We start from the raw sequence: 13,883 nt of genomic DNA on the forward strand, positions 1-13,883 counted from the left end.
CGCCGGGGGCGGGGGAGGGGGTACCCCCTGGTGGTATCTGCGCGTTCGAGCGCCGGCCCGCGAGCTTGCCCCGCTGCTGTCGCGGCGCTGCTGCCCGCGTCAGCCGGTCACCACTGCACGAGCGTGACCGGTCGCGCGAGTGGCTTCGCTTGGATGCCTGCGCGCTTCGCGAGGGCTTCGGCGAGGGTCATGGTGCCCTTCCACCGATTGCATTCGCGATGCATCAAGCGTGTGTTCGATCGCTCGAGCGCTGAGCCTCCACGAACGCGAGGAAGGTCTTCGTCTACCTCTGCTCGTCGTGGATGTGGGATGCAGCCTTTGCAGTCGCGTGATGCGCAGCGTGGACCATGTTCGCCGAGCTTGAAGGTGAGCGTCTTGTCGACGGGTTCGCCGCAGAGTGCGCAGTGATCTTCTTCGGCGAGGACGCGGGCTCGGAGTTGGCGGCGCCGGTGTCCGTTGGCGTTGGCTGGGCCTGTGTGCATGTTGGCCCTCCACTGTGTGGGGTGTGGCCGAGGGTGGGGCTGGTGGGTGCCTGGCTGCTCGAGATGCCCCCCGGTGTTGCGCTGCCCCCCCCCTGTGTTGCGCTGACCCCCCCTGTGTTGCGTGGGGGGGGTCAAACGGGAGACACCCCGGCGTGTTGCTGTATGCCGGGGTGTCTTGCGAGGGGTGGGGTTAGCGGAACTCCATGGTGTCGATGACCATCGCATCCGCGCTACCCGACACGACGCAGAGCAGCTCGCCCGAGAGTTCGCCGCCGGCGGCCGACTTGATGTCAGCCTTCCAGAGGAATCGCACGTCGTGGTCGTTGATCTCCTCGATTTTCACGCCGAGGACGTAGTGCACGTCAATCTTGTCTGGGTAGGCGTACGTGTCGGCCATGTCGAGGCAGTAGGGGCGTGCGTCGTCGAGGGTGAGTCCTTCGACGGTTTCGGTACGTTCCTCGGGCTCGGCCTTCGGTGTTGCCTTCGGCGTCGGTGTTGGCTTTTGTGTCGGGGTCGGGGTAGGAGTCGCCGTCGGAGTTGGTGTGGCTGTAGCCGTTGGCGTCGGCTCTACGACATCATCGACGGTCGGCGTCGGCTCGGGTTCCGCCTCAGGGGTGTCTGGGAGCATGCTGCCCCAGAGTGCCATGAGGAGCAGGAACACGAGGAGGTAGACCGGCCAGATCCACCATCGGAGATACCAGGGCCTCTTGCGGCGCACAACGTTGGGCATGCTCATGCTTGCGAATATACCGGAGATTGGTGGTTCACCATTGGTCCGAGTTGCTACTGAACAGCGTCGGATTGCGTTTGCCCTTGCTCCGCATTGCGCTGATGGTTGCCCAGATTATGACCGTGCTGAGCGTGACCGTGACCACGACTGCGAGGACCGCGAGTGCCCACAGGAGAAGATCGAGGGGAGTCATGCCGTGCCTCCTGTGCGTGGTGTGCCCTCGCTGGCTCGCCCGGCGCTTCCTGCGTGGGTTTGGTCGGGGCCAGTCGAGGGCGGTCTGTGGTGTTAGGCGATGCGTCCGCCGATGAGGTGGATTTGTCCTGCTGTTGTTTGGATGCACGGCATGAGCGCTTCGCGGTCTTCGATGACCGCGTTGGTGTCGACGTAGATGAGATCGGCTGTGCGTCCTCGTACTGAGGTTGCTGTGGGGAGGATATCGATTCGTCCGCCGTTGCTGAACTCGGCGTGTTGCAGGCCGTTGACGTAGCTCACATGCTCGGCACCAAAATGCTCAGCGAGTCCGAGCAGGGCATTAGTCGCGTTGGTTTGTACCCACAGGACGCTAAGTCCGTCGCGCGCGGCGTTGATCGCTTCGTCGTGTTGAGCGCGTGCCACACTCATGATGTTCTCCTGCCTGCCTTATCGGTCGGCGGTCTGTGGTATGGGCGTAGCTCCGAGGGATCGAACCTCGCGTCCCGGGTTTGGAGGCCGGTTACCGCCCAGCGGCGAGCCACGTGTTGCCGGGATATGCGTGCCTCCCGGCCAGGGCCGTCGTGTTTGGTTGTGCGCGTTTCTTGGCCACGGTGCGCTATCCCTGTGGCTTCGACCATCGGGTTCCACCCTGATGCCTGCCAAGTCTGGAAACGACGTTAGCCCCAACCTGTTATGGCTGGGGCTAACGTCGGAGTGCGGCTAATGCGCACTGCTGACCTATGGTCATCCTACACTATGGGAGCGTTGAGGGGTTGCGATTCCTGCGAGTTCTCGTGCGAGACGTAATTCCATTTCGTGTCGGCATGAACTGAGTTCGAGTTCCCTCGTCCGTCCTTCCCCTCTGACGTTGATTTGGTTGGTGGTGGTGAGCCAGCCTCGGACTGTGGATGGTGCGACGCCGAGTTGTTTCGCGACTTGCGGTACGGGGAGCCATACTTCGGCGCGCATGACTTCACCGCAGGCTGCGCAGAGGGCGCTGGTGTGCTCGAGGTCGGCCCACACGTCCAGCGCGGAGCAGTTCACGCACCGTCTCGGGCGCTGCCTGATCTTGCGCACCTCGAGCCTGCGCACCATGGGCACGATCCAGTCGTCTAGGGATTCGCACCACCAGTCATGCAGCGGGTGGCCTTCTACGTCGTCCCATGCCTGCAGTAGCCATGCCGTGATGACGTGCGCGTCTGCTGCAGCTCTCATCGGGTCGTCCGACACGACGGCGGCGGTCTGTCTGCCGGTGATGTGCTCGACTTGCTCGGGGATGATTGGGAGGTCGATGCCGTCACTGAAGGCGTGCTGCCAGAACCTCACGCTCTGCGCCAACTCGCTCATGAGTTTGTCGAGGTCGTCGATAGCGGACGTGCGGGCCGCGTCGCCCTTCTCCGTACCTCTCGGCATTCCGTCCGGCGGCACGGTCGACGGAATGATCGCGCCGGCCAACTGCGCCGCGAGCTCGGGTAGCTCGCGAATGATCTGCCGGTAATCAACCTCGCTCATTCGTCGTCCTCTCTGCGGAACCCGAGCGGGTTCATGGCCGTGGGATGTTCCATCGGTACTGCGAGTTCCGCGGCCGTGTACACGTCCGTCTCCCTGCTCTCGTCGGGCTGCCCGGTCTCGATTGTCAGTTCGATGCGCAACCTCATTGCTCGCCTCCCTGCTCGATACGCCGCCGTGCAGCGGTCTCGGCCTCGCGTGCCCGATACTCGGCAAGCTCGTCCAGCAGTGCGAGCACGGTCGGCGGGTCGAACGCGGCGATATGGTCAGCGTTAAAAGCCGACCACTCATCCTCAATCTCGCCCGCCCAAGCCACCGTCATAGAGAGGTCAGCCACCCGCATCACACGTTCCTCGCAACGGCTATCGTCCGTAACGCCGACCCACTTGCCAGGCATCGCAGCACCAGCAATGTCGCGCAACTCCGCGAGGCGTTCGTCACTCAGTTTCTCGGTCATCTGTCTCGTCCTTCCCTAGCGCGTACGCCAGTGCCTCAGCCCACGAGGAGAACACCTCGTCTGCTACGAACTGCCCCCGTCTAGCTGCTTTCCATAGCCCGCTCGAGTCTTTCCCTACGTACGCCCGCGATCTATGCCCGAACCCCTCTACACCGTGGTAGACGCCTGCTCTCGCCCGAGTCGCGACGGCCTCCCGAACACATGGCCGCACGAGCACTGCCAACGCCACGGCGGCCCCCGACGTGATGACCCTGAACGGCTCGACCAGATGCCCCCGAAGTCGATGCCAGATCATGCCTGCTCACCCCGCTCGATCCGGTCAGCACGGTCACGGAGTGAGATCCGATCCGCTTCATGGCACGAGGCCCCACAATTCGTCCCCGCAGCCTCAGGCAATCCAGCTGCGGCCTCCCGCAGCGCCTCAGCACGCACCTTGGCGTCATGGTCAGCAATCCACTGAGACTTCAGCAAGACGGATGCCACATCGAAAAGCTCACTTGGCCCCGCGAGCGCGTAGATCACACTGATGCCGCACTGGTTCAGCGCCGCCTCGATAGCTTTCGCCCCAGAGCGCTTCTCTTCCAGACTTGGCTTGTACTCACTCATGGCTTGTCCTCTCCGATCAGAACCAGGTAGCAGTCCGTGCCGTCCCAGTCGTCTTCGACCCGCCACTTGCCGTCGCGAGTCGTGTCGATGCCGTCAGGTAACTCGACCTCAGTGATCGCGAGCGGGCAACCGTGGAACTCAACAGTCCAGCCGTACCCCCACCGCCACTCATGCGAGACACCGTGGAACTCGAACTCGTCGTAGTCCTCCCAGGGCACGCCCTCCTCGCAGTCGTACGGGCCGTCATCTGCGCTCACGCCGTCAACCTCGTGCGGCTCTCGGCACCCCTGCCAGCCACCACACCCATCGGGCACAGTGCATTCGATGTGCTCCTGCCAGGCATCCTCGCGATCCTGTTCGTCCGGCTCTCGATACTCAGCAAGCCGGGACAGAAATGCGTCGTCGCGGGTGATGTGAACGATGTGCTCACTCATGCCTGCTCACCTTCGAACGCCGCACCTGGGAGCCGCTCCGAGCTGCCCACATCGCTCGCACCCATGCACGGGCCAACATGGCCTGCAATCAAGACACACCGCTCACGAGGCGTCTCGGTGTGCTTCGAGCAGCCCCGACGACCGGACTTGCGGCGAACCCCGTCGAGCAGGTTGGCCCATGTGTCGGCCCAGCCGTTACGTTCGAGGTAGGCATCGAAGTCGCGCGGGGAGAGCCCGAGCGCCATCCAGAGGTCGAGCGCGAGATATGCGGGCGGGTCAGCGAGCACAGCCAGCACCGCGTCAGCCATTTCTCGGGCATCCTCGACGCTGACAGCCGTCGCGTAGTAGCCACTACCGATGGGCCACCCCGCCAACTCGTCACGAATCAGGTCACGCATCGACTCACTCATCTCGCTCGATCCGAGAGACGATGCCCTCAGCCATTTCCAGACCGGCCCGCAGACCTAGGTAGTAGCAACCGAACTTGTCCGCCAGCGTCATCAGGGACGGCAGATTCCGAGTGCGGTTGATCTCGTCCCGAGCCTCCTGTAGCGCCTCAGCACGCTCGGCCTCGATAACCTCACGAACCTGCGCCTCGGTCACGGCACGCAAACGTTCGACAGCTGCCCCCTGTCCGATCGTCGCGTGAGGCGGCATCGGAATCGCACGCTCGATGATGCCCGGTAGATCACGAATCGTCAGCACTGTTGTCTCCGTCCAGGATTGCGCGCTGCATCTCTACGACGGCGACTTCGAGGATGTTTGGGCGCGCCCACATCCAGCACACGGGCGTGCCGCCCGCCTCATGCGCGAACGTCCACACACATCCGTGTCCGTCCGCCGGCACTTTGTACCCGTACTCCCAGACGTGAGATTTGAGGTCTTTCCACCGGCAGAGTGCGCCGATTCGAGGGTGCACGTCGTCACGCCACACGAGCTTCGTCTTCATGTGTTGTCTCCGTCCAGGATTGCGTGGAGGTCGGCCATGAGGTCAACTGGTTCGAGCAGACTCATGCCGCTGTTCAGCCGTTCCCGGTTCCGAGCTTGCTTCTCTGCGGCTGCGTCCATCGCGTCGCGGATGCGTGCCAGCTTCGCCTCATCCGCATCAGCCCGTGCAACCTGCTCTGCGTAGGTTAGGGCGAATCCAGGGTCGATGCTCGCGACCTTCTCATCGATGTTCCCGTCGATCACGTACGAGAGGATGCGCAGCGGCACGACAGCCTCGCCGTATTCGCCCCAAGCTCCGCCGATCCACCAGCTCTCGTCCTCGCCCACTTCGGCATCGCGCTCCTTGATGCCAGTCAGCACATCACGCAGCCGCGCAACCTCGGCTTCCAGCGCCTCGACGCCAGTACCGCCTGCTCTCGCCCGAGTCACGACAACTCACCCCGAATCCGAGCTGCTGCATCACGGGCACGGAGTGACGACACGATACTCCTGCGCGTCTTGTTCGCCGCCCGCCAGTACACGATTTCCAGGCCGCCGCGAAAGACCTCGACGTTGATCGCGCCGCCCTCGAAAGCATCCGCGGCCTCCCGCAGCGCCTCTGCTCGCACTTGAGCGATCATGCGGTCGAACTCTTCTCGTCGCTCATCTGGGGTTATTTCTGCCCGGACGTGCTCACACGCCCACGAATCGCGAAAATCATCCAACGTTGTGTCACTCACGCCTGCTCACCCCCGAACGCTGCCGAATGCCGGTCGCAGTAGTCGAACGACCCGTCTCGATACCAGCCGGGAGCTGGACGTGAGCGCGTAACTCGGACGCCGCCCACAGAGGTCGCGCCCATCTCGTAGTGGTCAGTTTCCGATGCGTCGCACCATTCGTCGTCGCACATGATGATCGGGATAGTTCCGGTACTCACGCCTGATCACCCCCGAACACTGCCGCGAGCCGTTCGTCACTGATCTTGCTACTCATCGCCCGGGCTTCCTATCTCCTGCTCGATCTGCTTGGTCGTCAAATCCGCGTTTGTCTCGTCGTAGAAGTTGAATACCTCGAAGTCAGCGACCGCGGCACGCACCTCTGGCCGCACGTGCCCCGTGAGCGGATGTTGAAGAATCGACAGCGCAAGATCGACCCAATGTGCCCACGGCCCCTCAGCGGGCACGTCGTGCCCATTGCGAGGAGAATAGGCGACGAACCAATCGTCCATCCATGGCGTCCACGCAAGCGCAACACGCTTACCTCCGGTTGTCCCTCTGACGCCCTTGTGTTCGTAATCACTCATCGTTGTCTCCGTCCTGCGCCGGATAGATACGATAGCCCGCGGTGATGCGGTGGTAGTCTAGGTCGTAAGCGTCACCCATGCCGTCTACAAACCGCGGATCATCGTTTACTAGGTACGGTTCTGGCTTGCCAGCGAGCGAGAGCATCCATACCTCCCCCGGCTTCGCCTCCAGCCACGACTTCGGCTCTGGTACTGGGTGTGCCTCGAAGTACGCGCGCGCCGCGATCCCGTACTCGCTCCGGCTCTCCTCGACCTCCCATACTGGCTTGGTGATGCCGAGGAGTTCGTTCAGCACGTTCACAGAACGTGACCCAATCACGTTGTCACCAGCACGGGGCTTCACCACGAATCCCGGCGATGCCCGCCACCAGCCAAGCTGCTCGTCGCGTTCAGCCTGGAACCAGGACCGCAGCCCGTCGAGATCATCCCGGCTCGCGAGGCGTCCACAGAACCACAGTTCGCCGTCGTGCTCCGAGACATAGGTCAGGCCGTTGTCAAACAGAATCTCGCTCACTTGTCGTCTCCTTCCGGGATGACCCAGAACTTCAGGTACTCGGTCTGGATGACGGCGAGCACGTCATGCGCCATATCGCCCTCGCCGTCGTCGTAGTCGCGCAGCTGCTCGCCCACGAACTCTGCAAAGTTCTCGGCGTCCAGCAGCCGCTCAAGCCGGTAGTTGCTAATCGGTGCCTCGCTCACTTCGGTGTCCTTCCGTAGTTGTTGTTCGTAGATCACGGGTCGCCTTCCTCTCGAACAAGATCTGCCAGTTGGCGTCGAGGTCTTCCCATGCGGGTGCCCCGGCGATGCTGCCGAGGTCGTGCTCGTACTGCCGTCGTCCTGCCTCGTACCGTTCGGCGCGGATCAGGTCATCGATCCACTTCTGGTCGTTTCTGTCGTCCGCATCCATCACGCGGCCCTCCGTTCCTGAATGTGCGCGAGCAACTGCCCGCCAATGTGTTCCGTATACGCCGGCGGGATAGCTTGCGAGAGACCATGCTGCGACGCCCAGCCCATGCCCATGAGCTCGGCACGAACCTTCCCGAGCGGCGTATAGCCACCACGGCGCGCAGGGTTATCCCTGTCGGACACATTCCGATGCCGGCCCCCGCCGTAGACGCCCGCCACCTGGTCGCCGTCGTGGACACAGCCGCCAGCCGACATCAACCACACGTTCGACTCGAACAGTCGATGCCGGCGTAATGCGAGCCGCGTCCCGTCGACGTCGAACGCTTTCAGGCCGAACATCGAACCGCACAGCAACATTGGTTCGACCATCCGATCGCGTGCACCTTCGACGTTCTCGATGACGTACGGCAGGCCGGTCGCCTGCAGCAGCCCGCGTGTTGGTTCGATCAGCTCAGGGTGGTCTTTGTCGTGCGAGTGCCTGGTGACGCTGTACGCCTGGCATGGTGGGCTCGCATGGATGGCGGCGAGATCCTTGAGCGTGTGCCCCGCGACTTCGCCGCCTTCCAGCAGCCGTTCGAGCAGTTCGATCGCATCTGCGACGACGTGTTCGAACGGGTAGCGGGGCTGCGGTTGGATGTCGACGCCGACGACGTCGAACCCCGCATCCGCGTACCCCTTCGCAGCTCCGCCCTCGCAACAGAACAGGTCGAGCAGTAGTGGCCTAGTCATGTTTGTCGTCCTTTCTGTGGCATTTGCAGGCCGGTCGTCCACACCCGCCAGGCAACGCTTTCGTGCCGCGCTGGCAGGCCGTGCAACACGGTTTCGTGCGCGGCTCCCTCGCGCGCGTCGGCGGGGCGTAGAGGCCACCATTCGCGCTCACGAGATCATCCCGTCTGCTCGGAGGTCGTCGAGGTCATGGCCGGCACCGAGCGCGAGGGCCGTCACGAGCTGCTCCATGGCGATCACACGCGATTCTTTGCTGTCGTTTGCGTTCTCACTCAAAACGGGGGCTCCTCGTCCCACGACTGCTGCCCCTGTACGGGAGCGCCCTGCTGCCCTCCAGACGGGCGAGAAACGCGCTGCCAACCGCCAGTAGCCCAACCGTCATTAGCGCCACCCTGCACCCCGCCCTGCAGCTGCTGGCGCGTAACCTGCGCTGTCGCGTACCGCAGCGACGGCCCGATCTCGGTAACCTGCAGTTCGACCGAGGTGCGCTTCTCGCCCTCTTTGGTCTCATACGAGCGCTGCACCAGGTCGCCCTGCGCAATCACACGCATCCCCTTCGACAACGACGACGCCACATGCTCGGCGGAGCCACGCCACACCGAGCAACGGAGGAACAATGCCTCACCCTCCTCGAACTGGTTCGTCTGCTTGTTGAACTTGCGCGGCGTCGACGCGATCGTGAAATTTGCGACCGCGTCACCAGCCTGCGTGTACCGCAACTCCGGGTCAGCCGTCAGATTCCCAACGACCGTGATCTGTGTTTCATTCGCCATTAGTTGGCCTCCTTCAAAATCTGTCGCCGACGCTTCCGTTCGGCATAAATGTGTTCAAGAACTTCCATCGGGATGCCGGGATACCGGCGGGCCGCCTGCTCAATCGGCAACCTGGGAACCACGTTCAGGTGGCGGGCGAGTACGTCGACCTGCACAGACCACGACCCGTTACGGCCCTGCGGCGTCGACCGCGGGATCTCGATCATTGGAGTTGCTCCCTGATCCACGCCTTCGTGCGCTCCGACTCGTGCGGGTCCGCGAGCATGTCGCGCCACACGTCCTCGCGAGATCGCTGCCGTGCCCGCAGCTCGAGGTCTTGCCGCCGCGATTCCACCTGCAGGTCTTTCCGGGACTCGGCCGCGATCCGGTCACGCACTCGATGCACATTCGCGATCACGTGCGCTGGCATCAGGTAGTCGAGCGATTCACGCCGATGCATACGCACGGCTTCGATCGCTTCATGCATGGCCAGATGCCCGATCGAGTCGTGCCACTCCATGACGGTGAGTTCGTCCACCTGCCGGTTATCGCCGAGCTGAATCTTCGCGAGCACCTGCGCCGTCTCTTGCAGGTTCATGCGATCTCCTTCAAATCAAGATCGGTCGCCAACGGCTGCCGACCAATCTGCATCGTTTGTTGCGCGCGCTCGGTCGGCGTCAGCCGATGCGTGCTCTTGCGTTGCGCCTGCAACTGCAACTGCTGGTATTTCTCGCGCAGCTTCGACGCGGAGAGGATGTTGGATCGCCAGAACTCGTCTGCCTGGCACCAGCGGATGCAGGCCTCTACTTGCTCAACGGTCTTGCCATCGCGATAGAGGAGTAGCCGCATGGCGTCCTGGTTGCGTTTCGTCGAGCCCGAGGGCTTGCCGCCGTTGGCGACGATCTCATCGTCGAGCAGATCGAGGAGATATTTCACGTCGGGTCGGATCGCGTCAGCGATCTCCGACGTTGAATCTGTTCCTCTGTTCCTCTGTTCCCCTGTTCCCCTGTTCCCCTGTTCCCCTGTTCCAGGCGCGACACTCTCGCGAGCATTCTCGACACTCTCGCGAATGCTGGCGTCTGCCGCGTCATGACGCGGGTATCGAGGCTTTCCGGGCTTGTCGATGCGCTGATGCTTCGTCCAGTTGACGATCTCCAGATAGTCGACGTTCTCGACCCTGTAGCGAATGATGCGACCTGATTCGGAAAGCCTCGCGAGCCCTCGCGACACTCTCGCGAATGTCCCGCTAGCATCCGCCGCGATGTCGTCAGCGAACAGATCAGCCGCGATCGCTGCGAGCTTGTCGAGCCCGACGCCGTTGTCATCGACGTACGACCAAAGGCCGATGAACAACAGCCGATCTTCGATCTCCAGCGACGACACATCCGACGACCGCCAGAACTCCGGCTTAATGCTTCGGATACGCACGCCACACCTCCTATTCGTGATCGTCGACGTTCGGTGCCGACTCCACGAGGGAGCGGCCACCGGCCCGATCGAGCAGCCAGTACGTGCCGTCCGGGTACCCGACCGGCGTGCGTTCCGCGAGCTCGATCGTGTCTGCCGGCCAGGTGCCATTGCGGAGGCGGATACCGCGGCGCATCAACTCCACGCGGAGCCCTCCATGCGCGTCCTCTTTACGGCCGTTGCACGGCCCGCACGTCGCGACGAGATTCGACGGCACGTCCAGCGCCTTCGACCCGCCCATGCCTCGATTCGCGCGGTGATCGCAATACTGCGCTTGCCGCTGGCAGCCAGGCAGGCTTAGGACGCAAGTCCAGCCGTCACGCTCAAGCACGATGTCCCTGACCTTCTGCGGGATCGCCATTACCTGACCTCCGGGACTGATGGTGATTGCATCCAGGCCCGTTCCCGCTGCCGGTCGGACGCGATCTCTGACCGGAGCGCATCCGACTGCGCGGCGAACACGTCCAGCCGCTTCCGCAGGCCCGTAACGAGTGCCTCGTTGATCTCCGCAGCCCCGTACAGGCCCTGCTCGTCGTCAGCGAGGATCGCGGCGTTCAAGTCCTGCACCGTCAGCTTCACGCCCGCTTTCGCGGCCTCCGCCTTCCGGCGCACACGCTCGACAGCAGCGTGCTTCTCCCACGCCACCTTCGACCTCGCGGCATCGCGTGCCGCGTTCGCGAACGCTTCAGCCGCCGTGTCCCAGCGCGTCAGCACGTCGTTGAGTTTCTGCTGCGCGGTCATTCCTCGATCACCTCGCCCTCGATGACCTCGCCCGTGTCCGGGTCAGCCTCCGGTTCACGAGCGAGCGCCGATGCACGAGCCTTCAAGATCGACTGCACCGTGTGCCCGTCAATCTCCACCGCGAGTTCGCCCTTCGACTGTGCTTCTGCCCACACTTCGCGGAGGCGCTCGACGGTGCCACAGGCTGCCGCTGCGCTAGCCCAGTCGACCGACGCCGTTTTCGGCTCCGGCTTCGCGATCGGCTGCTGTTTGGCAGGCTCAGGGTTCGCGGCTTGCTGCATCTCCTCGGTTGAGTACAGGCCAGACAGGTCTTGCGGGAATGCCTTGCGCAGGGCAAGCATTTCTGCGACTTTCCCGAGCATCAGGTCGGGCATCTTCCGCCACATCGACGCGACCCGCTCGCCCGACTTCTGACCGTTCTCCCACACCGGCTCCATCTGCACGTACGAATCCCATCGAGCGACCGCGTACAGCGCTTCGCGGAACCCTGCCTTGTACACGCCAACACGGGCCGCCGCCGGGGGTTCACTGCCGAGCCACACATCAGCCCACGTCACGCCGTCAGCCGTCCACTGCGTCGCAGTCTGGCCCTCGTAGCGGCCCGAGCGCTCAGCGACGAGTCGCGCGCCGTCGATCGAGACCTGGATCGTCCACTTCGTGCCGCCTCGGCTCTTGCGCGGCAGACAGTAGATTTGCCGCGCGATCGGGTCGAGGCCCGTGCGTCGGCACTGCGACAGGAACGCCTCGACGGTGGGCCGGTCAGCAAATGTCTTGTTGCCGTTCCGTTCGACCTGCACGAGCCCGGCCGCTTCCACGAGTGCGCGCTCGGAATCGTTCCACGTGGATTGGTCTCCGCTGGTAGGGAGTAAAGCGAGTTCGCCGCTCATGCTGCCTTCTCCTTCGCGTATTTCGTTGAGAGGCGGCCCTTGACCGTCTCCGTTGTCGTGGTCTTGTGCTCGGCGAGCACGGCATCCCATGCCGCTTTCGCTTCTTCGAGGGCTGCGTACACCTCGGGGGCCGCCGCCTTCGCCGCATCCACGTCGGCCTTTGTGACGGGTTTCTCCTTGTCGCCCGAGTACGAGAACGGGATGCGCTTGCCGCGGTGCTCAATGTCGAGCGAGAGCGGGCGGCCACGGAGATTCGTGCGTATCCACGCCTCCGCCTCGGCACCTTCCGCGGCTTTCTTCGCCTTTGCGGTGAACGAGCGCAGTTCGCCCGGCTTGAACAGTGCCGCGCCGTCGACCTCGGCGAGAAACTCGTCAGCGACCGAGCGCAAATACTCGATGCGGTCTTCGTCGCGCTCGACCCACGCAACCCTGTGCGGAAGCGGCGAAAAGTCGACGTGCTGCTCCCACACGAAGAGCGTGCGAGTCGCGCCACAGACGAGCATTTGCCACTGCATTTGGTCGTAGTAGCCCGTCGCCTCGAACTCCTTCGAGCCCGGCGTTAGATCATGCTTCGAGGTCTTAATCTCGCCAACGATGATCTCGCCGGTCAGGTCTTCCCCGATCCCGTCGGGGGAGGCGAGGTAGCGGTGGTTCTCCGCCGCCGTGAACACGCGGTCTTCGGGTTCAATCCCGGCGCCGCGGAGTACTTCACCGAGCACGGGCTCACGCTGGTTGCCCCAGTCGATGTACTGGTTCCCGCTGATGTGGCGTTCCTCGCGGACGCCGGTCTTGATTTCCAGCAGTTCCTTACGCTTGCTCGCGCCGTCTTTCACGAGGTCGCGAACGTTCGTCGCTGTCACGCCGGAAGCGCGCTGCTTACGCCACCCGGCTTCGTCCTGGTCTTTGCTCACGCCAGCGCGGGCCATGAGGTCGTCGTAGTTGGTCATTCGGTTTCTCCAAGTTCTCGGATCTCAATGCGCACGCCCTTCGTGGGGCCGTGCTCGATCTCGCACCACATCCGCGGCACGATCAGGTGATGGTCATCAGCGAGCACATCCGCGTCCACGAGCCCGTCGACTGCGGCTTTCAGCGTCGGGTTCGGTGCTGCCGAGTCACGTCGGCGACGGTCGGTGACGGTCCACACGAGCCGGATTTCGGCGCGAGCCATGCGTTGCACGCGTTGGTTGCGTGCGAGCACACCGGCCGCGGCACGCACCGCCTTCGTCCGCTCCGCTTTCTGCCGCCAGTGGTCGCGGTCGTTCTCTCGGATCGGTGGCGCCGACCACGGCAGCACGAGCACCACGGTCATGCGACGGCCTTCCTCGCGTCGGCGACTTGCGTGTGCGGGATCGTGTTCTCACCGACGCTCATGCGGATTCGCACCGACTTCTTCGCCCAGCGCACGACGGGATACCAGCGGCCATTCAGCACCCACTTCACCTCGTCGCAACCCGCGTACTGTTCGCGTAGGTTCACGACGTCGTGCTCGGCCTTCGCCGCGGCGTGTGCCGCCTTGCGGGCTGCTTCTCGTTCGGGTGCGTAGAGCTGGTAGCGGATGCTGGCGGCAGCGCGCTCGAGGCGTGCATGACGTTCGACCTTCGCGTCGGTGAGTGCGCCGGGTCGTTTCTCTCGGTCGAGCTGCAGCATGCCGTGATCGAAGCGGGGTGCCGCCTCGAGCTCGGCGAGCCGCGCTTCGATCGCGGCGAGTTCGGCACGGAGGATGTCTTCGCGGCTCATGCTGCGACTCCCTTCGATTCCTCCGCC

At 63.7% G+C, this 13,883-nt stretch carries 27 protein-coding genes; all 27 read right to left on the reverse strand.

What is annotated here, in order from left to right; translation table 11 throughout:
• Positions 1–672 precede the first annotated feature (672 nt).
• A complete protein-coding gene (locus tag V7Z82_RS17230; RefSeq protein ID WP_334152987.1) occupies positions 673–1,218 on the reverse strand; it encodes a hypothetical protein in 546 nt (181 codons plus the stop codon).
• A gap of 279 nt (positions 1,219–1,497) precedes the next feature.
• Positions 1,498–1,833 carry a hypothetical protein gene (locus V7Z82_RS17235; RefSeq protein ID WP_334152988.1) on the reverse strand — a complete coding sequence of 112 codons (336 nt, stop codon included), beginning with the start codon at positions 1,831–1,833 and terminating at the stop codon, positions 1,498–1,500.
• A 315-nt stretch (positions 1,834–2,148) separates the two neighbouring features.
• Complete coding sequence (locus V7Z82_RS17240) at positions 2,149–2,916, reverse strand: hypothetical protein (RefSeq protein ID WP_334152990.1); 768 nt, start codon at positions 2,914–2,916, stop codon at positions 2,149–2,151.
• A complete protein-coding gene (locus V7Z82_RS17245; RefSeq protein ID WP_334152991.1) occupies positions 2,913–3,062 on the reverse strand; it encodes a hypothetical protein in 150 nt (49 codons plus the stop codon). The genes V7Z82_RS17240 and V7Z82_RS17245 overlap by 4 nt, the downstream gene beginning before the upstream one ends.
• A complete protein-coding gene (locus V7Z82_RS17250; RefSeq protein ID WP_334152992.1) occupies positions 3,059–3,370 on the reverse strand; it encodes an ead/Ea22-like family protein in 312 nt (103 codons plus the stop codon). The genes V7Z82_RS17245 and V7Z82_RS17250 overlap by 4 nt, the downstream gene beginning before the upstream one ends.
• A 291-nt stretch (positions 3,371–3,661) precedes the next feature.
• Positions 3,662–3,976 (reverse strand): hypothetical protein, encoded by a 315-nt coding sequence (locus tag V7Z82_RS17255; protein WP_334152994.1) that lies wholly within the window; start codon positions 3,974–3,976, stop codon positions 3,662–3,664.
• The gene (locus tag V7Z82_RS17260) at positions 3,973–4,410 is read right to left on the reverse strand and encodes a hypothetical protein (protein WP_334152996.1); all 438 of its coding nucleotides are present in this window, start codon (positions 4,408–4,410) and stop codon (positions 3,973–3,975) included. The genes V7Z82_RS17255 and V7Z82_RS17260 overlap by 4 nt, the downstream gene beginning before the upstream one ends.
• On the reverse strand, positions 4,407–4,808 hold the full coding sequence (locus tag V7Z82_RS17265) for a hypothetical protein (protein WP_334152997.1): 402 nt from the start codon (positions 4,806–4,808) through the stop codon (positions 4,407–4,409). The genes V7Z82_RS17260 and V7Z82_RS17265 overlap by 4 nt, the downstream gene beginning before the upstream one ends.
• 4 nt (positions 4,809–4,812) lie before the next feature.
• Positions 4,813–5,115: a hypothetical protein gene (locus V7Z82_RS17270; protein ID WP_334152998.1), complete on the reverse strand. Its 303-nt coding sequence runs from the start codon at positions 5,113–5,115 to the stop codon at positions 4,813–4,815.
• Positions 5,099–5,359 carry a hypothetical protein gene (locus V7Z82_RS17275; protein ID WP_334153000.1) on the reverse strand — a complete coding sequence of 87 codons (261 nt, stop codon included), beginning with the start codon at positions 5,357–5,359 and terminating at the stop codon, positions 5,099–5,101. The genes V7Z82_RS17270 and V7Z82_RS17275 overlap by 17 nt, the downstream gene beginning before the upstream one ends.
• Complete coding sequence (locus V7Z82_RS17280) at positions 5,356–5,787, reverse strand: hypothetical protein (protein WP_334153002.1); 432 nt, start codon at positions 5,785–5,787, stop codon at positions 5,356–5,358. Before V7Z82_RS17280 ends, V7Z82_RS17275 begins: the two co-directional genes overlap by 4 nt.
• Positions 5,784–6,077 (reverse strand): hypothetical protein, encoded by a 294-nt coding sequence (locus tag V7Z82_RS17285; RefSeq protein ID WP_334153003.1) that lies wholly within the window; start codon positions 6,075–6,077, stop codon positions 5,784–5,786. Before V7Z82_RS17285 ends, V7Z82_RS17280 begins: the two co-directional genes overlap by 4 nt.
• Before the next feature lie 245 nt (positions 6,078–6,322).
• The gene (locus V7Z82_RS17290) at positions 6,323–6,640 is read right to left on the reverse strand and encodes a hypothetical protein (RefSeq protein WP_334153004.1); all 318 of its coding nucleotides are present in this window, start codon (positions 6,638–6,640) and stop codon (positions 6,323–6,325) included.
• Positions 6,633–7,154, reverse strand: coding sequence for a hypothetical protein (locus V7Z82_RS17295; protein ID WP_334153005.1), 522 nt, complete (start codon positions 7,152–7,154; stop codon positions 6,633–6,635). Before V7Z82_RS17295 ends, V7Z82_RS17290 begins: the two co-directional genes overlap by 8 nt.
• Positions 7,151–7,375 carry a hypothetical protein gene (locus V7Z82_RS17300; protein WP_334153007.1) on the reverse strand — a complete coding sequence of 75 codons (225 nt, stop codon included), beginning with the start codon at positions 7,373–7,375 and terminating at the stop codon, positions 7,151–7,153. The genes V7Z82_RS17295 and V7Z82_RS17300 overlap by 4 nt, the downstream gene beginning before the upstream one ends.
• Positions 7,376–7,546: 171 nt before the next feature.
• Positions 7,547–8,275 carry a hypothetical protein gene (locus tag V7Z82_RS17305; protein WP_334153009.1) on the reverse strand — a complete coding sequence of 243 codons (729 nt, stop codon included), beginning with the start codon at positions 8,273–8,275 and terminating at the stop codon, positions 7,547–7,549.
• A 147-nt stretch (positions 8,276–8,422) separates the two neighbouring features.
• A complete protein-coding gene (locus V7Z82_RS17310; RefSeq protein WP_334153010.1) occupies positions 8,423–8,548 on the reverse strand; it encodes a hypothetical protein in 126 nt (41 codons plus the stop codon).
• Positions 8,545–9,045 (reverse strand): single-stranded DNA-binding protein, encoded by a 501-nt coding sequence (locus tag V7Z82_RS17315; protein WP_334153011.1) that lies wholly within the window; start codon positions 9,043–9,045, stop codon positions 8,545–8,547. Before V7Z82_RS17315 ends, V7Z82_RS17310 begins: the two co-directional genes overlap by 4 nt.
• On the reverse strand, positions 9,045–9,251 hold the full coding sequence (locus V7Z82_RS17320) for a hypothetical protein (RefSeq protein ID WP_334153013.1): 207 nt from the start codon (positions 9,249–9,251) through the stop codon (positions 9,045–9,047). The genes V7Z82_RS17315 and V7Z82_RS17320 overlap by 1 nt, the downstream gene beginning before the upstream one ends.
• Positions 9,248–9,622: a hypothetical protein gene (locus tag V7Z82_RS17325; protein ID WP_334153016.1), complete on the reverse strand. Its 375-nt coding sequence runs from the start codon at positions 9,620–9,622 to the stop codon at positions 9,248–9,250. Before V7Z82_RS17325 ends, V7Z82_RS17320 begins: the two co-directional genes overlap by 4 nt.
• Positions 9,619–10,452, reverse strand: coding sequence for a hypothetical protein (locus V7Z82_RS17330; RefSeq protein WP_334153017.1), 834 nt, complete (start codon positions 10,450–10,452; stop codon positions 9,619–9,621). The genes V7Z82_RS17325 and V7Z82_RS17330 overlap by 4 nt, the downstream gene beginning before the upstream one ends.
• A gap of 10 nt (positions 10,453–10,462) precedes the next feature.
• Positions 10,463–10,852, reverse strand: coding sequence for a hypothetical protein (locus V7Z82_RS17335; protein WP_334153019.1), 390 nt, complete (start codon positions 10,850–10,852; stop codon positions 10,463–10,465).
• Positions 10,852–11,232: a hypothetical protein gene (locus V7Z82_RS17340; protein ID WP_334153021.1), complete on the reverse strand. Its 381-nt coding sequence runs from the start codon at positions 11,230–11,232 to the stop codon at positions 10,852–10,854. Before V7Z82_RS17340 ends, V7Z82_RS17335 begins: the two co-directional genes overlap by 1 nt.
• Complete coding sequence (gene bet, locus V7Z82_RS17345; RefSeq protein WP_334153023.1) at positions 11,229–12,119, reverse strand: phage recombination protein Bet; 891 nt, start codon at positions 12,117–12,119, stop codon at positions 11,229–11,231. The genes V7Z82_RS17340 and bet overlap by 4 nt, the downstream gene beginning before the upstream one ends.
• A complete protein-coding gene (locus V7Z82_RS17350; RefSeq protein WP_334153025.1) occupies positions 12,116–13,066 on the reverse strand; it encodes a YqaJ viral recombinase family protein in 951 nt (316 codons plus the stop codon). The genes bet and V7Z82_RS17350 overlap by 4 nt, the downstream gene beginning before the upstream one ends.
• Positions 13,063–13,428: a hypothetical protein gene (locus V7Z82_RS17355; RefSeq protein ID WP_334153026.1), complete on the reverse strand. Its 366-nt coding sequence runs from the start codon at positions 13,426–13,428 to the stop codon at positions 13,063–13,065. The genes V7Z82_RS17350 and V7Z82_RS17355 overlap by 4 nt, the downstream gene beginning before the upstream one ends.
• The gene (locus V7Z82_RS17360) at positions 13,425–13,856 is read right to left on the reverse strand and encodes a hypothetical protein (protein WP_334153027.1); all 432 of its coding nucleotides are present in this window, start codon (positions 13,854–13,856) and stop codon (positions 13,425–13,427) included. Before V7Z82_RS17360 ends, V7Z82_RS17355 begins: the two co-directional genes overlap by 4 nt.
• Positions 13,857–13,883 lie beyond the last annotated feature (27 nt).

The sequence above is a fragment of the Microbacterium sp. genome, from assembly GCF_036823965.1.
Classification (GTDB): Bacteria; Actinomycetota; Actinomycetes; order Actinomycetales; family Microbacteriaceae; genus Microbacterium.

Coding starts and splice junctions, on each gene's coding strand:
- V7Z82_RS17350 (WP_334153025.1), bottom strand. CDS start 13,066: ATGACCAACTACGACGACCTCATGGCCCGCGCTGGCGTGAGCAAAGAC.
- V7Z82_RS17325 (WP_334153016.1), bottom strand. CDS start 9,622: ATGAACCTGCAAGAGACGGCGCAGGTGCTCGCGAAGATTCAGCTCGGC.
- V7Z82_RS17320 (WP_334153013.1), bottom strand. CDS start 9,251: ATGATCGAGATCCCGCGGTCGACGCCGCAGGGCCGTAACGGGTCGTGG.
- V7Z82_RS17250 (WP_334152992.1), bottom strand. CDS start 3,370: ATGACCGAGAAACTGAGTGACGAACGCCTCGCGGAGTTGCGCGACATT.
- V7Z82_RS17235 (WP_334152988.1), bottom strand. CDS start 1,833: ATGAGTGTGGCACGCGCTCAACACGACGAAGCGATCAACGCCGCGCGC.
- V7Z82_RS17355 (WP_334153026.1), bottom strand. CDS start 13,428: ATGACCGTGGTGCTCGTGCTGCCGTGGTCGGCGCCACCGATCCGAGAG.
- V7Z82_RS17245 (WP_334152991.1), bottom strand. CDS start 3,062: ATGAGGTTGCGCATCGAACTGACAATCGAGACCGGGCAGCCCGACGAG.
- V7Z82_RS17315 (WP_334153011.1), bottom strand. CDS start 9,045: ATGGCGAATGAAACACAGATCACGGTCGTTGGGAATCTGACGGCTGAC.
- V7Z82_RS17305 (WP_334153009.1), bottom strand. CDS start 8,275: ATGACTAGGCCACTACTGCTCGACCTGTTCTGTTGCGAGGGCGGAGCT.
- V7Z82_RS17275 (WP_334153000.1), bottom strand. CDS start 5,359: ATGAAGACGAAGCTCGTGTGGCGTGACGACGTGCACCCTCGAATCGGC.
- V7Z82_RS17240 (WP_334152990.1), bottom strand. CDS start 2,916: ATGAGCGAGGTTGATTACCGGCAGATCATTCGCGAGCTACCCGAGCTC.
- V7Z82_RS17340 (WP_334153021.1), bottom strand. CDS start 11,232: ATGACCGCGCAGCAGAAACTCAACGACGTGCTGACGCGCTGGGACACG.
- bet (WP_334153023.1), bottom strand. CDS start 12,119: ATGAGCGGCGAACTCGCTTTACTCCCTACCAGCGGAGACCAATCCACG.
- V7Z82_RS17360 (WP_334153027.1), bottom strand. CDS start 13,856: ATGAGCCGCGAAGACATCCTCCGTGCCGAACTCGCCGCGATCGAAGCG.
- V7Z82_RS17255 (WP_334152994.1), bottom strand. CDS start 3,976: ATGAGTGAGTACAAGCCAAGTCTGGAAGAGAAGCGCTCTGGGGCGAAA.
- V7Z82_RS17335 (WP_334153019.1), bottom strand. CDS start 10,852: ATGGCGATCCCGCAGAAGGTCAGGGACATCGTGCTTGAGCGTGACGGC.
- V7Z82_RS17290 (WP_334153004.1), bottom strand. CDS start 6,640: ATGAGTGATTACGAACACAAGGGCGTCAGAGGGACAACCGGAGGTAAG.
- V7Z82_RS17230 (WP_334152987.1), bottom strand. CDS start 1,218: ATGAGCATGCCCAACGTTGTGCGCCGCAAGAGGCCCTGGTATCTCCGA.
- V7Z82_RS17260 (WP_334152996.1), bottom strand. CDS start 4,410: ATGAGTGAGCACATCGTTCACATCACCCGCGACGACGCATTTCTGTCC.
- V7Z82_RS17265 (WP_334152997.1), bottom strand. CDS start 4,808: ATGCGTGACCTGATTCGTGACGAGTTGGCGGGGTGGCCCATCGGTAGT.